This window comes from Halarcobacter sp., from assembly GCF_963675975.1.
GTDB lineage: Bacteria > Campylobacterota > Campylobacteria > Campylobacterales > Arcobacteraceae > Halarcobacter.
On record NZ_OY780939.1, the window covers coordinates 244,323 to 264,115 of the forward strand.

At 27.7% G+C, this 19,793-nt stretch carries 19 protein-coding genes; 7 read left to right on the forward strand and 12 right to left on the reverse strand.

All coding sequences use genetic code 11. The features are described 5' to 3' along the window. Nucleotide 1 precedes the first annotated feature (1 nt). The 8 genes from ACKU3H_RS01170 to ACKU3H_RS01205 form a co-directional block, all read right to left on the reverse strand. Complete coding sequence (locus ACKU3H_RS01170; RefSeq protein WP_320035146.1) at nucleotides 2–1,582, reverse strand: iron ABC transporter permease; 1,581 nt, start codon at nucleotides 1,580–1,582, stop codon at nucleotides 2–4. 9 nt (nucleotides 1,583–1,591) lie between these two features. Then, the gene (locus tag ACKU3H_RS01175) at nucleotides 1,592–2,599 is read right to left on the reverse strand and encodes a Fe(3+) ABC transporter substrate-binding protein (RefSeq protein WP_320035147.1); all 1,008 of its coding nucleotides are present in this window, start codon (nucleotides 2,597–2,599) and stop codon (nucleotides 1,592–1,594) included. Nucleotides 2,600–2,761: 162 nt separating this feature from the next. Then, nucleotides 2,762–3,769, reverse strand: a complete 1,008-nt coding sequence (locus ACKU3H_RS01180) for a Fe(3+) ABC transporter substrate-binding protein (RefSeq protein WP_320035148.1) — start codon at nucleotides 3,767–3,769, stop codon at nucleotides 2,762–2,764. A 145-nt stretch (nucleotides 3,770–3,914) separates the two neighbouring features. Next, entirely contained in the window at nucleotides 3,915–4,172 is a 258-nt protein-coding gene (gene rpsR, locus ACKU3H_RS01185; RefSeq protein ID WP_320035149.1) for a 30S ribosomal protein S18, read from the reverse strand. A 16-nt stretch (nucleotides 4,173–4,188) separates the two neighbouring features. Further along, a complete protein-coding gene (locus ACKU3H_RS01190; protein ID WP_320035150.1) occupies nucleotides 4,189–4,728 on the reverse strand; it encodes a single-stranded DNA-binding protein in 540 nt (179 codons plus the stop codon). A gap of 21 nt (nucleotides 4,729–4,749) precedes the next feature. Then, the gene (gene rpsF, locus ACKU3H_RS01195) at nucleotides 4,750–5,103 is read right to left on the reverse strand and encodes a 30S ribosomal protein S6 (protein ID WP_320035151.1); all 354 of its coding nucleotides are present in this window, start codon (nucleotides 5,101–5,103) and stop codon (nucleotides 4,750–4,752) included. 71 nt (nucleotides 5,104–5,174) lie between these two features. Continuing rightward, the gene (gene holA, locus ACKU3H_RS01200) at nucleotides 5,175–6,155 is read right to left on the reverse strand and encodes a DNA polymerase III subunit delta (RefSeq protein ID WP_320035152.1); all 981 of its coding nucleotides are present in this window, start codon (nucleotides 6,153–6,155) and stop codon (nucleotides 5,175–5,177) included. A 37-nt stretch (nucleotides 6,156–6,192) separates the two neighbouring features. Beyond that, entirely contained in the window at nucleotides 6,193–7,410 is a 1,218-nt protein-coding gene (locus ACKU3H_RS01205) for a glycosyltransferase family 4 protein (RefSeq protein WP_320035153.1), read from the reverse strand. Nucleotides 7,411–7,510: 100 nt separating this feature from the next. Between ACKU3H_RS01205 and ACKU3H_RS01210 the strand changes: the two genes are divergently transcribed. Then, nucleotides 7,511–7,909, forward strand: coding sequence for a DUF2721 domain-containing protein (locus tag ACKU3H_RS01210; RefSeq protein WP_320035154.1), 399 nt, complete (start codon nucleotides 7,511–7,513; stop codon nucleotides 7,907–7,909). A 68-nt stretch (nucleotides 7,910–7,977) separates the two neighbouring features. Next, entirely contained in the window at nucleotides 7,978–8,316 is a 339-nt protein-coding gene (locus tag ACKU3H_RS01215; protein WP_320035155.1) for a DsrE family protein, read from the forward strand. 4 nt (nucleotides 8,317–8,320) lie between these two features. Here the strand turns inward: ACKU3H_RS01215 and ACKU3H_RS01220 are convergent, their stop codons facing one another. Further along, nucleotides 8,321–10,171, reverse strand: coding sequence for an RNB domain-containing ribonuclease (locus ACKU3H_RS01220; protein WP_320035156.1), 1,851 nt, complete (start codon nucleotides 10,169–10,171; stop codon nucleotides 8,321–8,323). Between the two features lie 200 nt (nucleotides 10,172–10,371). Between ACKU3H_RS01220 and ACKU3H_RS01225 the strand changes: the two genes are divergently transcribed. Genes ACKU3H_RS01225 through ACKU3H_RS01240 form a run of 4 tightly spaced genes read left to right on the forward strand, consistent with a single transcriptional unit; the run spans nucleotide 10,372 to nucleotide 15,237 of the window. Then, nucleotides 10,372–11,034 (forward strand): substrate-binding domain-containing protein, encoded by a 663-nt coding sequence (locus ACKU3H_RS01225; RefSeq protein ID WP_320035157.1) that lies wholly within the window; start codon nucleotides 10,372–10,374, stop codon nucleotides 11,032–11,034. 3 nt (nucleotides 11,035–11,037) lie between these two features. Next, nucleotides 11,038–13,068, forward strand: coding sequence for a HAMP domain-containing sensor histidine kinase (locus ACKU3H_RS01230; RefSeq protein WP_320035158.1), 2,031 nt, complete (start codon nucleotides 11,038–11,040; stop codon nucleotides 13,066–13,068). Between the two features lie 44 nt (nucleotides 13,069–13,112). Further along, the gene (gene ilvC, locus ACKU3H_RS01235) at nucleotides 13,113–14,135 is read left to right on the forward strand and encodes a ketol-acid reductoisomerase (protein WP_320035159.1); all 1,023 of its coding nucleotides are present in this window, start codon (nucleotides 13,113–13,115) and stop codon (nucleotides 14,133–14,135) included. A gap of 52 nt (nucleotides 14,136–14,187) precedes the next feature. After that, the gene (locus ACKU3H_RS01240) at nucleotides 14,188–15,237 is read left to right on the forward strand and encodes a divergent polysaccharide deacetylase family protein (RefSeq protein WP_320035160.1); all 1,050 of its coding nucleotides are present in this window, start codon (nucleotides 14,188–14,190) and stop codon (nucleotides 15,235–15,237) included. Nucleotides 15,238–15,390: 153 nt separating this feature from the next. On the opposite strand, the gene ACKU3H_RS01245 is transcribed toward ACKU3H_RS01240, so the two are convergent. Continuing rightward, nucleotides 15,391–15,561, reverse strand: a complete 171-nt coding sequence (locus tag ACKU3H_RS01245; protein ID WP_320035161.1) for a hypothetical protein — start codon at nucleotides 15,559–15,561, stop codon at nucleotides 15,391–15,393. A 146-nt stretch (nucleotides 15,562–15,707) separates the two neighbouring features. On the opposite strand from ACKU3H_RS01245, the gene ACKU3H_RS01250 reads away from it, so the two are divergent. Continuing rightward, nucleotides 15,708–16,478, forward strand: coding sequence for a DNA-processing protein DprA (locus ACKU3H_RS01250; protein ID WP_320035162.1), 771 nt, complete (start codon nucleotides 15,708–15,710; stop codon nucleotides 16,476–16,478). On the opposite strand, the gene nhaA is transcribed toward ACKU3H_RS01250, so the two are convergent. After that, nucleotides 16,475–17,662 carry a Na+/H+ antiporter NhaA gene (gene nhaA / locus ACKU3H_RS01255; protein ID WP_320035163.1) on the reverse strand — a complete coding sequence of 396 codons (1,188 nt, stop codon included), beginning with the start codon at nucleotides 17,660–17,662 and terminating at the stop codon, nucleotides 16,475–16,477. The genes ACKU3H_RS01250 and nhaA overlap by 4 nt on opposite strands. Nucleotides 17,663–17,757: 95 nt before the next feature. Beyond that, on the reverse strand, nucleotides 17,758–19,731 hold the full coding sequence (locus tag ACKU3H_RS01260) for a methyl-accepting chemotaxis protein (RefSeq protein ID WP_320035164.1): 1,974 nt from the start codon (nucleotides 19,729–19,731) through the stop codon (nucleotides 17,758–17,760). Between the last annotated feature and the right edge of the window lie 62 nt (nucleotides 19,732–19,793).

Below are 19,793 nucleotides of genomic sequence, written 5' to 3' on the forward strand. Positions count from 1 at the left end.
ACTAATCCTTAACCATTTTTTTTGCTAAAATCAAGACTGAAATAATCCCAAATAAAACTATAAACATAGCTGGAACACTTGATTCTATAATTTGTGATTGATTTACCAACTCATAAGATAAAACTGGAAGTGTATCAAAATTAAAAGGTCTTAAAATCATAGTAAGAGGTAACTCTTTCATAACCTCAATAAACACTATAATAATACTTACTAATATTGAACTTCTTAGAAGTGGAAAAATCATCTTAAAGAAGGTTTGAAAACCTCCAATTTGCATAGTTTTACAAGCATCATCATAAGTTTTAGGAATTTTACTAAAACCTGACTCATAATTATTAATTGAAATCGCTAAAAATCTAACCACATAACCAAATATAATAGCAACAATAGTTCCACTTAAAAGTATATCAAGCCCTTTATCAATCACACTAAAAAAGCTTAATATTCCAACTGCAACAACAGCTCCTGGAATTGAATAACCAAGTTTTACAATTTGTACTAAATATTCTGCAATTTTGCTTTTGTGAACTCTTACATTATATGTAATAATAAAAGCCAATATTGTAATAAGTATAGAAGTAAATACCCCTAAAGATAAAGTTTGAAGTAAAATTCTAAGAAAATCATCATCTATAATATCTTCATAAGAGATGTAAAACCAATAACTCATTTGTGTAAATGGAAGTAAAAATCCAAAAAAGAATGGAATAAAACAAGCTAATATTGCAAGTAATTCTTTTACACCACTTAGTTTTTGTTTTATAATTGGTTTAAAATCTTTTCCACTACTTTTATATTGTTTATTTCTTCTTTGAAATCTCTCAATAAATATAAGTAAAAATATAAAAAGCATAAGCATAGAAGCTAATTTTGAAGCATCTTCAACGCTACCCATTCCAAGCCAAGTTCTAAAAATACCAGTAACAAAAGTTGGTACTCCATAATAATCCATTACACCAAAATCAGCCACAGCTTCCATTACAGCTAAAATTACCCCTGCAATAATTGCTGGTCTTGAAATTGGAATAATAACTTTATAAAAAATCTGGAAATTTGATAAACCCATTGTTCTTGAGGCATCAATAATAGATGAAGACTCTGCTTTTAAATATGTTTTAGAGATTAAATATACATAAGGGTAAAGAACCAAAGACATGATGATTATTGCACCCTCTATTGACATAATATCAAAGAAGTTTACTTCATCTAAGCTTTTACCCATAATATCTAAGATAAAAGTAGTAACACTTCCTGTGATATCAAACATCCCTCCATAAATATATGACATAATATATGTTGGTATTGCAAAAGGTAAGATTAAGGCATAGTGAAAAAACTTTGAGCCTTTGAATTTATAAAAAGTGGTAATATATGCAGTTGAAAAACCCATAATACTTGTTAATAATGCAACCCCAAACATTATATATAAAGAGTTGTAAATATATGTAAATAGTACTGTATCAACTAAGTGTTGCCAATTTTCACTTTTTGCAAAAATATGAGAGATAAGTATTAGTGCTGGAATTGAAACAAGTAGTGTTAAAAGAACACTACTTATTGTTAGTTTGTTAAATATCTTCAATGTGCCTTCTTATCTCCATCCAGCTTCATCAAAAATTTTAACTGCCAGTGCATTGTATTCACCTAAAGTATTTATAGAGATTTTATCATCATTATATGTTCCCCAAGCTTCAACAATTGGATTTAGATTCATACCCTTTACAACTGGATACTCAAAATTATCATTTGCAAATAATTTTTGAGCCTCAGGACTTGCTAAAAATTCTATAAATTTAACTGCATTTTCTTTGTGTGGAGCATATTTTGTTACCCCTACACCACTTACATTTATATGTGTTCCACCATTTTCAAATGTAGGAAATATAACCTTTACATTTGATACAGCTTCTTGTTCTGATAGATCTTTTGAACCAGTCATTTGACCCACATAATATGTATTTACAATACCAATTTTACCTATTCCATTACCTACAGCTTTTACTTGATATCTATCATCACCTCTAGGTCTTCTTTTCATATTTTTTACAACACCTTTTGCCCATTTTAAAGCATACTCTTCTCCATGGTGAGCAATAACTGCTGCAAGCATTGATTGATTATAGATGTGACTTGAAGATCTAACCATGATCATTCTTTTAAATTCTGGTTTAACTAAATCTTCATAAGTTTTAAGTTTATTTTCTAAGTCACTATCTTTTGGTATTACAAAAGCTCTAACTCTTTTTGTAAGAGCAAACCATTCATTATCTTCATCTCTAAGGTTTTCTGGGATATTTTTTATTAAGTAGTCTGAACTAATTGATTGAAGTAGATTTAATTTTTTTGCTTGATATAATCTTCCTGCGTCAACTGTTATTAAAACATCAGCTGGAGATTTGTCACCTTCACTTGTTAATCTTTTTATTAATGCATTAGCATCTGCTTTTACTACATTTACTTTTATTCCTGTTTTCTCTTCAAACATTTTAAATAATTGTTTATCTGTATCATAATGTCTATGAGAATATACATTTACTTCTGATGCTGCAAAAATTGAAGTTGATAATAAGAGTGCACCTAATAATATTTTCTTTATCATATCTAACCTTTTTTTAATAATAATTATTGAAATTGTAATTAAATCTTGCTTAATTGCCTCTTATAATAAGAACGATTATCATAATAACTAATATATAAAAAGGGAATAGCAAGAACTATTCCCTTTAGATTAGAGTTTTAAATATTATCAAATATTTAAGTTTTATTTCCACCCAGCTAAATCAAATATTTTCACAGCTTGGGCATTATTTTTACCTAAAGTATTGATTGAGATATTATCCGCTTTAAATGTTCCCCAAGATGATACTAAATCAGAGGTTTTAACACCTTTTAATACTGGATACTCAAAATTTCCTTGTGCAAATAGTTTTTGTGCTTCTGCTGATGCCATATATTCTAAAAATTTAATAGCATTTTCTTTATTTGGTGCAGTTTTAACAACTCCTCCACCAGAAATATTAATATGTGTTCCACCATTTTCAAATTTAGGGAAGAAAATTTTAACTTTTTTTACTGCCTCTGCTTGTGACTTATCTTTGTTATCTACCATTTTACCAATATAATATGTATTAGCAATTGCAACTTTCCCTATCCCATTTGCTATAGATTTAACTTGATATCTATCATTTCCTTTTGGTTTCATAGCCATATTTGCTACTATTCCTTTTGCCCATTTTAAAGCATACTCTTCTCCATGATGTGCAATGATTGCAGCTAATAAAGATTGATTATATGCATTATTTGATGATCTAACCATAATCATACCTTTGAATTTAGGATCAGCTAAAGCTTCATAAGTTGATAACTCTTTTTCTATTCCCGAACCAATTTTATAAACTGCAACTCTTGACCTTTTTGTTAATCCAAACCATTGATTATCTTCATCTCTTAACTCAGCTGGAATATTCTTTAGTAAAATATCTGAATTGATTGCTTGAAAAATTCCGTCAGTCTTAGCTTTATATAATCTTGCTGCATCAGCAGTTATTAAAATATCAGCAGGAGATTTCTTACCTTCATTTTTAATTCTATTAATTAAAGCAGAAGCCTTTGCTTTAACAACATTTACTTTTATGCCCGTTTTCTCTTCAAACATTTTGAACAGCTTTTTATCTGTATCGTAATGCCTTGTAGAATAAATATTTACCTCATTTGCACCAAAAAGTGAACATGATAATATTGCACTTCCTAAAATTAATTTTCCAAACATGCTTATCCCTTTTTTCTTAAGTAAAGAAATTATAAGTAAGCTTTCATTAAATTAATCTTAATAATGATTATCAAAAATATAATTATTTTGAACATAAAAAAAGGGAGATAGTCGACTATCTCCCTTTTGTTGGTTAAAAATATAATTATTTAACGTATGCTGCGTCAGTTACGTTTTGAGTGTCAACAATATATGGAACTAATGCCATGTGTCTTGCTCTTTTAATCGCTTTTTCTACCATCTCTTGTGAGTTTTTAGAGTTACCTGTAAGTCTTCTAGGCATAATTTTACCTCTTTCACTCATAGATATTTTTAGTAAATCTACATTTTTGTAATCAATGAAATCAATTTTCATCTCTGTATATTTACAATATTTTTTTCCGTATTTTCTTCTTTCTGCCATTTTTAATCCTTATATTCTAGAAAGGTATTTCATCATCATCAATATTGATTTCAGGTATTCTTTGCTCAGGCATTTGATGTGAACCTGAGTTATTCATACCACCATAATTATTTTGACCCATATTATTTTGTTGAGGAACTTGTTGTTGATTATTGTATTGTGAACCTTGTTGGTTATAACTGTTTTGTTGGTTATAAGAACCTTGGTTATCCGACATATTTTGTGAATCCGCTTTTGTATCTAACATTTTCATTGTATCAACTCTAAGAGCATGTCTACTTCTGTTAGAACCATCTTGTGCAGTCCATTGTTCAAATACTAATCTTCCTTCCAATAAAACTTTAGAACCTTTTCTTAAATATTGGTTAGCAACTTCGGCACTTCTTCCAAAAATATTGAAATCTAAAAAGCAAACTTCTTCTTTTTGCTCTCCAGTATTAGTCTTATATCTATGACTTGTAGCTATTGCTGATTTAGCTAATGCAGAACCATTAGGCATATATCTAAGCTCAATATCTCTTGTTAAGTTTCCTACCATTACTACTTTGTTATACATAAGATGTCCTATAAATTTTGATTAGTTAGCTTTTTTAGCTGCCTCTTCGCTCATTTTTGTCCATGCAGCGATCTCTTTTTTACTTTCATATTTAATGAAAATAAATCTCATAATATTTTCGTTGATTCTATAGTTTCTTTCTATTTCTAAGATTCCTTCAGTTGAACCTTTGAAGTAAATTACGAAATAGTAACCTCTTTTGTTTTTTTGAATTTCATAAGCTAGTTGTCTTGTTCCCATGTCGTCACAAGATGAAATTTCACCACCATTTTTTTCGATTGTAGCTTTAACTAAATCGATTTGAGCCTTAGTTTCTTCTTCAGTAAGAGTTGGCTTCAAAATAAACATTGTTTCATAATGTTTGATTCTTGACATTAATTATCTCCTTATAGATTGTGCCGGTATCTTTACAAATATCAGCAAGGTTTTTTGTAAAGTCTGTGATTTTATCTAATTAAAACTGAAATTTTCCTAAGACAAGCTTGTAAATAAAGATTTTGATTTGAGATTTTTGAAGACTTTAATTCCAATTCTACTTCAAGAAGATAATCAATTATCTCTGAAAATTTTTCTGGCTTTATGTTCATAGCCAATCTACTTTTCTTTTCCCAAACATTTTTTGGAGGGACAAAACCTAAAATCTCTTTCGCATTTGCACTTCCAAAAACTCTAATATAAGAGCTAATCATAAATAGTTGTTGTACAAAAGATGTTACTTGATTTAAAAGATATATCTCATTTATCCCCTCTTCTAAAAGAGTTTCCAAATCCAAACTTATATCTTGAGAAGCTATAAGATTGTGTAAAAAGTCTTCAAAATTAACTGCACCAATACCAAAACAGTGTTTATAAACCAAATCAGGGGTGATAGTCGCATCTAAAATTGCAAGTTTTTTTAAGTCATTCATACATAAAGATAAATCTTGTCTATGCATAAAATATAGATTATTTAATGCAGACATCTCATATTTCATATTTAACTGTTTTGCATGATTTTCAATAAGTCTAATTGCTTCATTTGGAAATGGTGAAAACATACGTACACTAACAGCATTTAGTTTTTGAGTAAAATAACCACCCATAGTTTTAAATTCACTATCATCCATACAAGCAAAGATAACTTTTGAATCAGGATTAGTATTACAAGCTTCTATTAAAGTTGTAACCTCTTTTTTATTTAGTTTCTTTTCTAATTTTATAATCAAAATATTGTTTGAAGCAAAAAGTGATGACTGAAGTAGTTTATCTTTTGCATATTTAAAATCAAAATCATCAAAATAGATTTTTTCTATCTCATCTGGACTACCTAATCTATTTGCAACAAGACTAGTATAGTAGTCAATCAAAAAAGTAGATTGCCCATAAAACATATAAGCACTAAAAATTTTGTTTTGATTTAATAAGTTATCGAATTCGTTTTTATACATAATGAAATATTAGCCTAAATTTACTTTTTTTGTACTTTTAAAATAGTTTTTCCAAACGATTAAAAAGTCCTACCCATGTTTTATCTTTAAGCAACTCTGTTACCCTTTGAATATTGTATTTTTTATTTGTTAAAATCTCAGAACTAAGCTCATCAATTTTTTCACTTAACTCATCTTCAAAACTTTTAATATCCTCTTCAAAAGGCTTATCAATATCTTTTAGCCTAGGCATTTTCACATATCTTATTGCACCAAGTTCTTTTAACTCATTACCTAAGAAAGCATCAAGTCCTGGTAAATCTGTACAAATAACTTTTGCTCCTGAAGCTAAAGCTTCAATAACAACCAAAGGTAAACCTTCAAAAAATGAGGGAAGAACAAGAATATCACTATACCTTAAAATAGACTCTAACTCATTTTGAGGAACTAAACCTAAATAACGGATATTTGCCTTTGATGTTACAATACTTTTTATTATTTCATTACTCTCTTTAGATGTTCCATTTCCAATCAAGTTTAATTCAATGTTTTCATATTTTTTTACATTTTCCATTGCTTTAATAAGATGAGGAACTCCTTTAGCATTACAGATTTTTCCCACATATACAATTTGTATTTTTTCATTTTTTTCCCTTTTTATAGGGAAAAACATCTCAGGGTTATATCCACTTCCACTTGTTATAACTTTACTATCAGGAAGATTATATAATTTTTTAATCTCTTCAGCTTGTGCAGAATTTAAAGCAAACAAATAATCGCATTTAGGAATCTTATTTTTTAATAAAGGTACAAATTGATGAGCTCTTTCTAACTGTCTTAAATCAGTTCCATGACAAAGTGTTAATACTTTTAGATTTGGATATAAATCTTTTATAAATGTACTTAATAGCCAAATATGATTGCAGATTACAACATCAGGTTTAAACTCTTCAACAGCTTGTGTTATGACTTTTTTAAACTCTTTCTCATAAAGTTTAAACATCTGCTCATTTAAATCACTATATTTAGTACTTTTATAAGGCATAACATCACTCATTCCAACAACAGGGAATGGCAACTCTTTAGTTTCAAACAAAACTGGATAAAAATTATTTAATTCAAACCCTGTCATATCTTCTTTTTGTTCACTAACAGGAACTCCTGCAAGAATAGCTTGCTGATGTTTTTTTTCAACTCCTGCTTTAAACAATTGTTGAAGGAAAACACCACTTCCTGTTCTTCCTGGTCTTTGTGCCAGTACATGTAAAATTCTCATACTTAGCCTTATTAAATATTATTAATATAAAATATTATCCAAGAAATGCTTTTCATATCCAATTGTTTTTGTTACAATTGCGAAAAAAAAGGTTTATTATATGGATATTGAGATATCAACACCTGCACTTCTTTTTCCTGCAATTTCACTACTACTTTTGGCATATACAAATAGATTTTTAACAACTGGTCAATTAATCAGAGCCCTTAGTAGTCAAGCTAGAAAAGATGGAATCAGAGAATTCAAAGGTCAAATTGCAAACTTAAAAAAAAGACTTGAACTTACAAAATGGATGCAGTTTTTTGGAGTGGTATCTATACTTTTATGTACTATTTCAATGTTTTGTCTTTTTTTAGGTTTTAATGATGTTGGAAAAAAAATCTTTGGTTTAAGTCTCATTACTATGTGTATATCACTTGCAATTTCTCTTTGGGAAGTATATATCTCGTCAAATGCTCTGAATTTGGAATTAAAAGATTTAACAGATAAATGTAACTAGATTTAAATATTTATAAAAGTAAAAGTTAGCAATGTTATAATTTTTAAAATTACTTAAAAGGTTTAGATATGCAAAAAGAAGCGAAAATTTTATGGACTACAGATAATAAAGAAACAGCTTTAAATATGGTACTTTTATATGCTCACAATGCTAAACTTAAAGGCTGGATGGAAGAAGTTTCTGTTTTAGTTTGGGGAACTAGTCAAAAACTAATTTCTCAAGATAAAGAGATTCAAGAAAAAGTTAAAGCTATGATAGATGATGGTGTAAAAGTTACAGCTTGTCTAAAGTGTGCTGAAAATATGCAGATTGCAGAAGGTTTAGAAGCTTGTAATATTGATATTTATTATACTGGTGAGCTTTTAAGTGATTGGATAAAAAGTGGTGATACAATAATTAGTGTTTAAGACACTAATATTTCACACTCCCTATTATCTTTTTAGAGATTAAATCACTTGATTTAAGAACTACTCTTATTTTACTAAAAAGAGTTTGCCCTTTATAGTTATCTAGATATATTTTAGCTCCACTTATCTCAGAATAAGTAACTGCTATACCCCTTTCTGTATCAGTTATTTTTGCTTTTACTTCTTTTCCTATATTTTTTAAAGCCCATCTTGCATATTTTCTATCTTCATAATCCCAAACCATTTGATCAATTTTTCTCTCTTGAATTGAGATATGGTCACAAATAATATCTATATCTTTAGGAGTTTGTTTAGATTTTAAAATTCTATGTAAAACTAAATCAGAATATCTTCTAATTGGACTTGTAAAATGTGAATATGATGTAAAACCTAAACCAAAGTGTCCTAAGTTTTTTGAACTATATTTTGCTTGGGTTTGGGAATGAATAATTAATTCATCAATCTCTTCACGTAGTGTTGTTTTATTTGCTTTTTCTTGAATATGAGTGATTGTTGTATGAACATCATTTTGTAATTTTACTTTTACCCCTAAGGCATTTACATCATCTACAAGTTTTGATATTGCTTTAAAAGGTGGTTCTTCGTGAATTCTAAAAATACCTACACTATTTACTTTTTTACTAGCTTCAATATTTGCTAAAAGCATACACTCTTCTATTAATTGATGTGAAGCGGATGATGTTTCAATCTCTACACTTTGAATCTCTCCATTTTTTAATCTTAGTCTATGCTCACTACTTCTAAAATCATATCCCTTTACAAGTCTTTTTTTTCTAAATGCCTTTGTAACTTCATATAAAGGTAAAATATAATCAAATATTTTTTTCTCTGTTTGAGTATATGTATCAAACTTCTCTTCTAAAACCCTGTCAATTCTTCCATATGAAAATTTTTTGTGAGAATTTATCAAAGCTTCAAATAGTTCTGATTTTTTCACTTCAAATTTTTCTAAATCTAAATATATTTTAAATACATATGAGTATCTATCAACACCCTCTTTTAATGAACATAAATCTTCACTTAATTCATTTGGAAGCATTGGTAATACTTTTGAAGGTAGATACGCAGAAGTAGATTTTTTATAAGCTAATTTATCTAATTCACTCCCCTCTTTTACAAAATATGAAACATCAGCAATTGCTACATATAAAACTGCATTCTCCCAGTCAAAATATATTGCATCATCGTGGTCTTTTGCAGTATTTGGATCAATAGTACAAAAAGGTAAATCTCTTAAATCCACCCTTTGTTTTTCATCATCCATTTTAGCATCAACATCAATTTTTGTAGTAACTCTATAATCTTCTGAATATAAATTTAAAGATATTATCTCATCAACTTTATTATCACTTATATTTCCAAAGTTTTTTACAACATCAAAGCTTTTACTATCTATTAATAAAATATCCCCATCATTTAAGTTTTTGTCAACTTTTGCTTGAAGTTTTATAGATTCTTTTATGGTAAAGTAGCTTTTATCTTTTGTATAAACTAATATTTCACTTTTTTTACTATTTGAAAAAACCTTTTCAACTTTTGCTTTTATTTTACTTCTTGGATTGAAAACTCTTTTTGCAAGAACTAAATCCCCATCATAGGCACCATTTAGATGTTCAAAATCTAAATTTATATTTTTATGTTCATTAAGTAAATCACAAAGTACTGCTCTATTTTTTTCTATTTTTACTATTCCAACTCTATATTTTGAGTTTATTTCATAAGTTTCATTTTTTACAATAAATCCATCTTTTACGAAATCTTCTAATATTTCTATCTCTTGCTTATTAAAATCTTTTATATGTTGTTGTATCTTTTTAAATAATTCATTAAACAATTCTTAAACCTTTAAACTATCTATATATTTTAATATAACTTTTGCTAATATTATATAGTTATATATCACAAAATATACCCTAAAATAAAAGGAGGAGTATTTTGTTCAGTAAAATCATACTCTCATTACTCTTAACATTTATTTTGTCTATTAACCTTTATGCAAATAAACCTATTCTTATTTTATACACGGGCATAACAATGGTTAAACCAATGAAAGAGATAGCAAAAATTATTGAAAAAAAATATGATTGTATAATTAAGGTTTCGCAGGGTAGTTCAAAAGATTTATATGAATCTTTAAAATATTCAAAAAAAGGTGACTTATATTTACCAGGAAGTGAATCTTATAGAATAAACAATTTAAAAGATGGTTACCTATTAGATGCAGAGGAGATAGGTTTTAATAAAGCAGCTATATTTGTCAGAAAAGGAAATCCACTAAATATAAAAAGTCTTAATAGTTTTATCAACAAAGACATAAAGACAATTCTTTGTAATCCTGAAGCTGGAAGTATTGGTCGAGAAACTAAAAAAATATTTTTAAAATATAAAGATGAATCTTTTTTAAATAAAGCCTATGACAACTCTATATTTATAGGTACAGATTCAAGAAACTTAAATCGTGCACTTATTGAAGAGGATGTTGATTTAACAATTAACTGGAGAGCAAGTGCATATTGGGATGAAAACTCAAAATATATTGATGTTGTTCCTTTGCCAGATAATCTTGCTCCTAGAAAGAAATTGGTAATTTCTCTTTTAAGTTTTTCAGAAAATAAAGAGATTGCGAAAGCATTTATAAAGTTTTCTAGTTCTAAAGAGGGACAAAAAGTTATGAAAAAATATGGATTTGTTAGGTAGATATTGGTTAACTCAAAAATAAATAAAACATTAAAACATCTTATTTTATTAATTGCAATTTTTGTAATAGGGATGATTGTCTTAGTTTCTTTGCATAGTTTTTTTCTACAATTAATAGATGATTTGGACAAAAAAACAGAAAATCTTAAGTCCAAAATTGAAATTGGTGAATTTATTATCAACGATATATATAAAATAAGGTCTGACTTTTATGAATTAGCCACAACAGTATCAAGTAAAAAAAGTCTTGAAGGTCTAAATAAAAGAATAGATGAGAAAATAGAGTTTATTGAAAAATGTTTAGAGGTTTTGGATAAAGGTGGAAAAGTAGAAAGAGTTATTAAATTAAATATTGAAGGGCACTATAACTCTACAAAAACCATAAATTATAAAAAATTAGATGACACTCCGTCACTTGAAGTTATAGAATTAGCTCCAAAAGTTCAAGAATTAAAAAATATGATAAAAAAAATAAACTCATTAATTATTGAACAGTTAGACAATAGAGAATCTAACGATATAGAAAATTTTATGCTTCAAAATAGAACAATAAAAAGATTCTACAAAAGAACTCCTGCTTTTTTTATAAGAATAACTGAAAATGCCAACAGACTTCTTTTTGAAGGGAATCTTGAATTAGAAAAAATAGAAAAAAAACTTGTTGATCAAAAAAACCAATATACAAATTTAGAGTTTTTCTTAATCATTAACTTTATACTATTTGCTATATTGCTTGGAACAATTATAGCAATACAAATCAATAAAAATACAACTCTTTTACAAAGACAAGAACAGTTTACTAGAGGAACACTTGATTCCCAAGAGAATATTGTTATTGTTAGTGATGGGGAAAAAATGATTGATGCAAATAAGGCATTAATTGATTTTTTTGATAACTATGATAGTTTTGATGACTTTAAAAGAAACCATCTTTGTATATGCGATTTTTTTGAAGAACATGAAAATCTGGGTGATGAATTTATAACTGATAAAATATATAAAGATATGGTTTGGTATGAAAATATAATAGAAAATCCAAAAGTTTTACATAAAGTTGCAATTTCTAAAAAAAATAAAACACACTACTTTTCTATAACTGCAAATAAAAAACAACTTGACAAAGAAAACAGTATTGTAATAGTTACATTAAATGATATAACTGAAGAGATGAGAATACAAAAAGAGTTAAAAAAACTTAATGAAAATCTTGAAGAGCTTGTAGATGAGAAAACAAAAGAGCTACAAATTTTAAATGAAAATCTTGAACAAAGAGTTGAAGAGGAAGTGAAAAAAAATAGAGATAAAGAAAGAGCACTAATTCAACAATCTAGATTTGCAGCACTGGGGGAAATGATTGCAAATATTGCCCATCAGTGGAGACAACCTTTATCTGCTATATTAACAACAGTAACTTCGATACAACTGCAAAGAGAGTTAAAAATTGCCACTGAAAAAGATGTTGATGATTGTCACAATTCTATTGTAAAATATGTAAAATTTCTTAATCAAACAATTGAAGATTTTAGAGGCTTTTTTAATCAAGATAAAAAACTTGTTAAATATAATATTCTTGATGTAATAAACAACGCCACGTCAATTACTAGTGCTGTATATAAAAATCATTCAATAAATATAATTTATGAACACAAAAAAGATAAATACGAAATAACAGGCTACCCAAATGAATTATCACAAGCTTTATTAAATATTTTAACAAATGCAAAAGATATATTAATAGAAAGAGAGATAAAAGAGAGAATAGTAAAAATCGAAGTAAGTGAAACTACTAAAAATATAAATATAGAGGTAACAGATAGTGCTGGGGGGATAGATGAACATGTTTTATTAAAAATATTTGATCCATATTTTACAACAAAACATAAATCTCAAGGAACTGGAATAGGCCTTTATATGAGCAAATATATAATTGAAAAAAATGTAAAAGGATTATTAAGTGCTAGTAATCAGAGTTTTGAATATGAAAATAAAACCTATAATGGTGCTTGTTTTAAAATAGAATTACCTAAAATTTAACTTTATTTAGATATAATCCAACAAAATTTACTAGAGGAACTATAATGGCATTAAATGTTTACTACGATAAAGATTGTAATATCGAATTAATTAAATCAAAAAAAGTTGCTATGATCGGATTCGGATCACAAGGGCATGCACACGCTGAGAACTTAAGAGATTCAGGTGTTGAAGTTGTTGTTGGTCTTAGAAAAGGTGGTTCATCATGGGCAAAAGCTGAAGCTAAAGGTTTTGAAGTTAAAACAGTTGCAGAAGCTACTGCGTGCGCTGATGTTGTTGTGATTTTATTACCAGATGAAAATCAAGCTGATATTTATGAAAATGAGATTAAAGCTAATTTAAAAGATGGTGCTTATGTATCATTTGGACATGGATTTAATATTCACTACGGAAGAATTTCACCAGCTGCTAACATCAATGTAATGATGGTTGCACCTAAAGCTCCAGGTCACACTGTAAGATCTGAGTTTACTAAAGGTGGGGGAATTCCTGACTTAATCGCTATTCACCAAGACGCTTCAGGAGATACTAAAGATGTTGCTTTAGCATATGCTTCTGCAATCGGTGGTGGTAGAACTGGTATTATTGAAACTACTTTCAAAGATGAAACAGAAACTGACCTTTTCGGTGAGCAAGCTGTATTATGTGGTGGAGCTACTGCTTTAGTTGAAGCTGGTTTCGAAACATTAGTTGATGCTGGATATGCTCCAGAAATGGCATACTTTGAGTGTTTACACGAGTTAAAATTAATCGTTGACTTAATGTATGAAGGTGGTATTGCAGATATGAGATATTCTATTTCAAATACTGCTGAATATGGAGATTATGTATCTGGTCCTAGAGTTATCAATGATGAGTCTAAAGCTGCTATGAAACAAATCTTAAAAGAGATTCAAAACGGTGTATTTGCTAAAGACTTTATCTTAGAAGGTCAAGCTGGATACCCAAGAATGAACGCTGAAAGAAAAAATTCTAGAGCTTCAAGAATTGAGCAAACTGGTGAAAAACTAAGAGCTATGATGCCTTGGATTGCTTCAAATAAAATTGTTGATCAAGACAAAAACTAAAAAATCTATTTAAAGTAAGGATAAACCCTTACTTTAAATTTACTAAGTTTTCATGACAAAAAGAAAAAAAACTACGCCTAAAAAAACTACCAGAAGAAAAAATACAAAAACAAATAAAAGTAATAGTAAATTAATAAATATACTTCTATTTATAATCATATTACTACTTCTTGCTATTGGATTTTTAATATATACAATTGATACTAATAAGCTAAATGAGACTAAAAAAGAGATCCCTAAAGTAGTAAAAAATATTGAAACAAAAGTTAAAGAAACAAATGATGAATTTGATAAATATTTTGATCAAATAGAAAAAATCAAAAAAGATAAATTTGAAGAATATACAAAAGATTTTTATAAAGAATACACAGATACAGAAGAGATTAAAACACCTAATAAAGAAGAAATTAAAAAAACAGAAGTAAAACAAAAAGCAACAACTTCAAACAAACCTAAACTAGCAATTATATTTGATGATGTAACAACACAATATCAAATTAATAAAATCCATGATATAGGATATACAACAACTATTTCAGTTATGCCTCCAACAAAAAGACATCCTGATTCTGCTAAAATCACGAGCAAATTACCATTTTATATGATTCATTTCCCACTTGAGGCAAGGGTATTTAAAAATGAAGAATCAAGCACACTACATATTAATGATACATATGAAAAAATTGAAAAAAGAGTTGCCAAAATAAGAGAACTATATCCAAATGCAAAATATACAAATAATCATACAGGAAGTAAGTTTACTTCAAATGAACCAGCTATGGATAAACTGTTTAAAGCTCTTAAAAAATATGATTTTATTTTTGTAGATAGTAGAACAACTAGTAAAAGTGTAGCTAAACAAATGGCAAAAAAATACAATATGCCATATATATCAAGAAATGTGTTTTTAGATAATGAACAAGATTTTGATTATATTCAAGGGCAATTAAAAAAAGCAATTGCCATTGCAAAGAAAAATGGCTTTGCAATTGCTATATGCCATCCACATTCAATGACAATAAAAACTTTAAAAGAATCAAAAGCTTTAGTAAAAGATTTAGATATGATTTATCTAAATCAATTACCATCTTTAGCAAATTGATTAAAAACAAATAAAAGATTTAACTTTTATCTGTTTTAACTTTTTTCAAATCCTCTTTTAAAACCTCTTTTTTTAGTTTATCAAATCTTTTTTGTAAAAGTTTTAAATCTAATTTTTTTTCTGAATCCATAATTGTCCTTTAAATGGATTTTATTAATACTCATTTATTAATTTTGTAGCGATTAAAGCAATATGCTTTTGATCAACATCACCATACTTCATTCTAAAAAGTTTTACTATTGAGCAAACCATTTTAGGATGAACCTTACAAACAGATGTTTTTAAATATCTTCTTACCTCTCTTTTGATCATTAAATCTGACATATTCTTCCCTTATTGATATTAATTATCAAAATAATACACTTATAAAACTTAAAATTAAATAATATTGATAACTGTTATTATTTATAAGTTCTACTAAGTATAAGCTATTTTAAATTATAATTTTTATGATTATTTAAAGGCTTGCAATGACGAATATATTACATAATAAAATTCCAGAACTAAATAAAATGGATAAATATCCTGATAATATCTATTATAGAGGAAACCTAGAATTATTAAAAAAAAGAAAAGTTTCCATTGTAGGAAGTAGAAAACCTCTATCTTATACAAATAAGATGACCTATAAACTTGCAAATGAATTATCTAAAAGAGATATAACTATTATAAGTGGTGCAGCATTAGGTGTAGATTCAATTGCTCACAAAGCGGCATCACCAAATAATACTATAGCTGTGATGGCAAATGGCTTAGATATAAAATATCCTTCTGTAAATCATAAATTAATATCAGCTATAGAAAAAGAAGGTTTAGTTTTAAGTACATATCAAGATGGAGAAAAAGCAAGAAATTATACATTTGTACAAAGAAATGAATTAGTAGTTGCCTTAGGGGAAGTTTTAATAGTAACTCAAGCTGATTTAAACAGTGGAACTTTATCATCAATAAATTATGCATTAAAAATGGGTAAAGAGATATATACAATACCTCACCATATAAATGATAGTTTAGGTACACAAGAATTACTAGAAAAAAATCTGATAAATCCTATATACAATTTGGAAAACTTTTTAAACAGTTTTGGTGAAATAAAAAAAAGTGAAGATAATACACTTGAATACTATTTAAATACTTTCCCTTCATATGAAGAAGCCCTAAGATTATATAAAGATAAAATATTTAAGCTTGAACTAGAAGGAAAAATAGTTGTAGAAAACGGTTTAATTAAACCTTGTTAAATAGCGCATCTTCTTTTGCCTTTTACAAATCTTAATATTAAATACCCTAATAATCCTGATAGAAATGATCCAATTAGGATACCTAACTTATCAGTATAAAAAAACTGATGACTGTTTTCAAAAGCAAGACTATCAATAAATAAACTCATTGTAAAACCAATACCTGTTAGTACTGATACTCCATACAATTGTGCTAGAGTTGCACACTTGGGAAGTTTTGCAATATTATATTTAATTGCAAGATAAGAGAATGCAAATACACCTAGTTGTTTACCAATAAATAAACCAAATATAATACCCAAAGCAACAGGATTAGACATCTTATCAATTGATACGTTGTTTAAATCAACCCCTGCATTTACAAATGCAAATAATGGCAAAATATAAAATGCAACCCAATAATGTATATGATGTTGTAAAGATTTGGCAGGAGAGATTAATTTTCTTTTTTCATTAACAGCATGTAAAGGGATACAAAAAGCGACTATTATTCCTGCAAGTGTTGCATGAACTCCTGATTTTAATACAAATACCCATAATAATATTCCAAGAATCCAATAAAATCCTAATCTAGTCACTTTAAATCTGTTTAATACAACTAGCATCAAAATACATAATCCAGCCAAAGATATGGCATGGAAAGATAAATCATTTGTATAGAAAAATGCAATAATTAAAATAGCTCCCAAATCATCAAATATCGCCAAGGCCATTAAAAAAATTTTTAATGATACAGGTATTCTTCTTCCTAAAAGAGATAATATTCCTAAAGCAAAAGCGATGTCAGTAGCTGTAGGTATTGCCCAACCTTGCAAAGAGTAATCATCTCCATAATTAAAAATAAAATAGATAAATGCTGGAACAATCATACCACCTAAAGCAGCAATTGCAGGAAGAGCAATTTTACTAGGGGTTGATAAATGCCCTGCAATAACTTCTCTTTTTATCTCTAAACCAATAAGAAGAAAGAAAATTGCCATAAGACCATCATTAATCCATAAAATCAATGGTTTATCAATATCAAGTATATGCCCAACTTTAAAAGTAATTTGTGTTTCTAATATGGAAGTATAATATTCAGAAAGAAAAGAGTTATTTAAAATTAATGCAGCAATTGTTGCAAAAATCAAAATTATACCAGAAGTAGACTCTTTTTTAATATATTTTTTAACTAAAATTTTCATCAACTTCCCCTAGTAAAATTGTATTTTATAAATATAAAATACAACTTTATTTCTAAGAGAAGTATTAATTATGAGAAATTATTTTTTATTTAACTTTAAAAACTTTCCCATTCATCATCATCTTTTGTATTACTTTTTATTTCATTATTTGAAACTTTTTTTGTTTCCTCTTTTTTAGGTGAAACTTTTTTCTCAAAAGTTAATGATTCTTTTTTAGGTTCAGAGGTATTAGTTCTTACTTTTACTTCATTTTTACCTAAAAACTCTTTTGATTGGGCATCTGCAACTATCTCTTTAGCTATAGTATCAGTTTGAGCTGCTATATCATGCGTTTCTGTTGCAATTAATGCATTTTGTTGAGTTTGTTGATCTAACTGATTTACAGCATCATTAATTTGTGTAATACCTTGTTCTTGCTCTTTACTTGCATTTGCAATCTCTGAGATTTTTTCAGTTGATTTACTTATATCAACTAATAGCTCTTCATATCCAGAGATCATTTGATTACTAATCTCTTTACCTTGAGAAGCTTTAGTTGTAGCATTTTCAACTAATTCTTTAATCTCTTTAGCAGCCTCTGCTGATCTAGAAGCTAGATTTCTAACCTCTTGTGCAACAACAGCAAAACCTTTACCAGCTTCACCAGCCGTTGCTGCTTCAACTGCAGCATTAAGTGAAAGAATATTTGTCTGGAAAGCAATTTGATCAATTACAGAAATTGCTTCATTAATTGAATTTACCTGATCTGTAATATCTTCCATAGCTTTTGTAGTATTTTGAGCTAAAGTCTGACCTGTTTTAGCTGAACCACTTAAATTATTTGCATAGTCACTCATAAGTTGCACATTTTCTGCATTATTTACAATTGTACTTGTAATCTCTTCAAGTGCTGCTGCTGTTTCTTCTAAAGAAGCTGCTGCTTCAGTTGAACTTTTATTTAAAGTATCAACATTTACAATTAATTTATCTGATGAATCATCAAGAGTAAGTCCAATTGTATAAGATTGTTTCAATAGATTAGAGATTTCATCTGTTAAGAAATTTAAACTTTCTAGTAATTTCTTCATATCCCCTTCAACATTTTTGGCATCAAGTTTTCTAGTAAAGTTATAATTACTAAACTCAGACAACACAACATTTATTGAATCTATTTTCTCTTTTATACCACTTAACATAGTATTTAAAGCACTACACAATTGAATAAGTTGAGGATTATTTGGTTCACTTTTTACAAGATTATTTAAATACCCATGATTTGCTTTTTCAACTATAGATAAAACCTCTTTTACAGTTTCATTATCTTTAATTAAACCTTTTTTAGTTTTTTCTATACTTTCATTTACAGATTGAGCCATAATAGCAAACTCATCTTTACCATCAATTTCTAATAGCTTTGTATCTTCACTTTCTCTGTTAATATAAGCAAAAAATGAAGCTAATCCATCTTTGAATTTTTCAATTGAACTAGTAATGATATTAGATAATATTATTGAGAAAATTACGAATATAAGTACTGAAACAATCACAATTGCTATTAAAATACTATTCATAGTAGATTCTGCATCATCTCTTAAAGATTGTGCACTTGTATTAATTTTTTGTAACTCTTCTTCAAGTTTTAGACCTGATTCTACCATTTTGGCAATTACTGGTTTTAAGTTCTCAGACTCTATTAATATTCCATTTTCAAAGTCTTTTATTTTTTGTTCTGAAAATTGATTAAAATATTTTATATAATCTGATGATTCCTTTAAAATATTATCACAAAGCTCTTTATTTGATTTTTGACTAACTTTATCTCTTAAATCAGTAACATTTTTATCAAGCTCTTGGAAACTTACCACTACTTTTTGCGCATTTGCATCAGATGGTGCTCTTAAGAATTGATAAACAGCTATTCTACCTTTCAACACTTGTTGAATAAAAACCTCTGTTTGAACTGCTGCTTCTATTCTAAATTTTACAAGATTATTATAATATGTAAAGATTATTGCAACTATTGTCACAATTAGAACATAAACAATTGGCACAAGCATCAATTTTATTTTTGTACTAAAATTTTTTAACATCCGTCCCCCCATGTTATTGATGATAATATCAATAATAGCACATTAGATATTAAAATAATTAA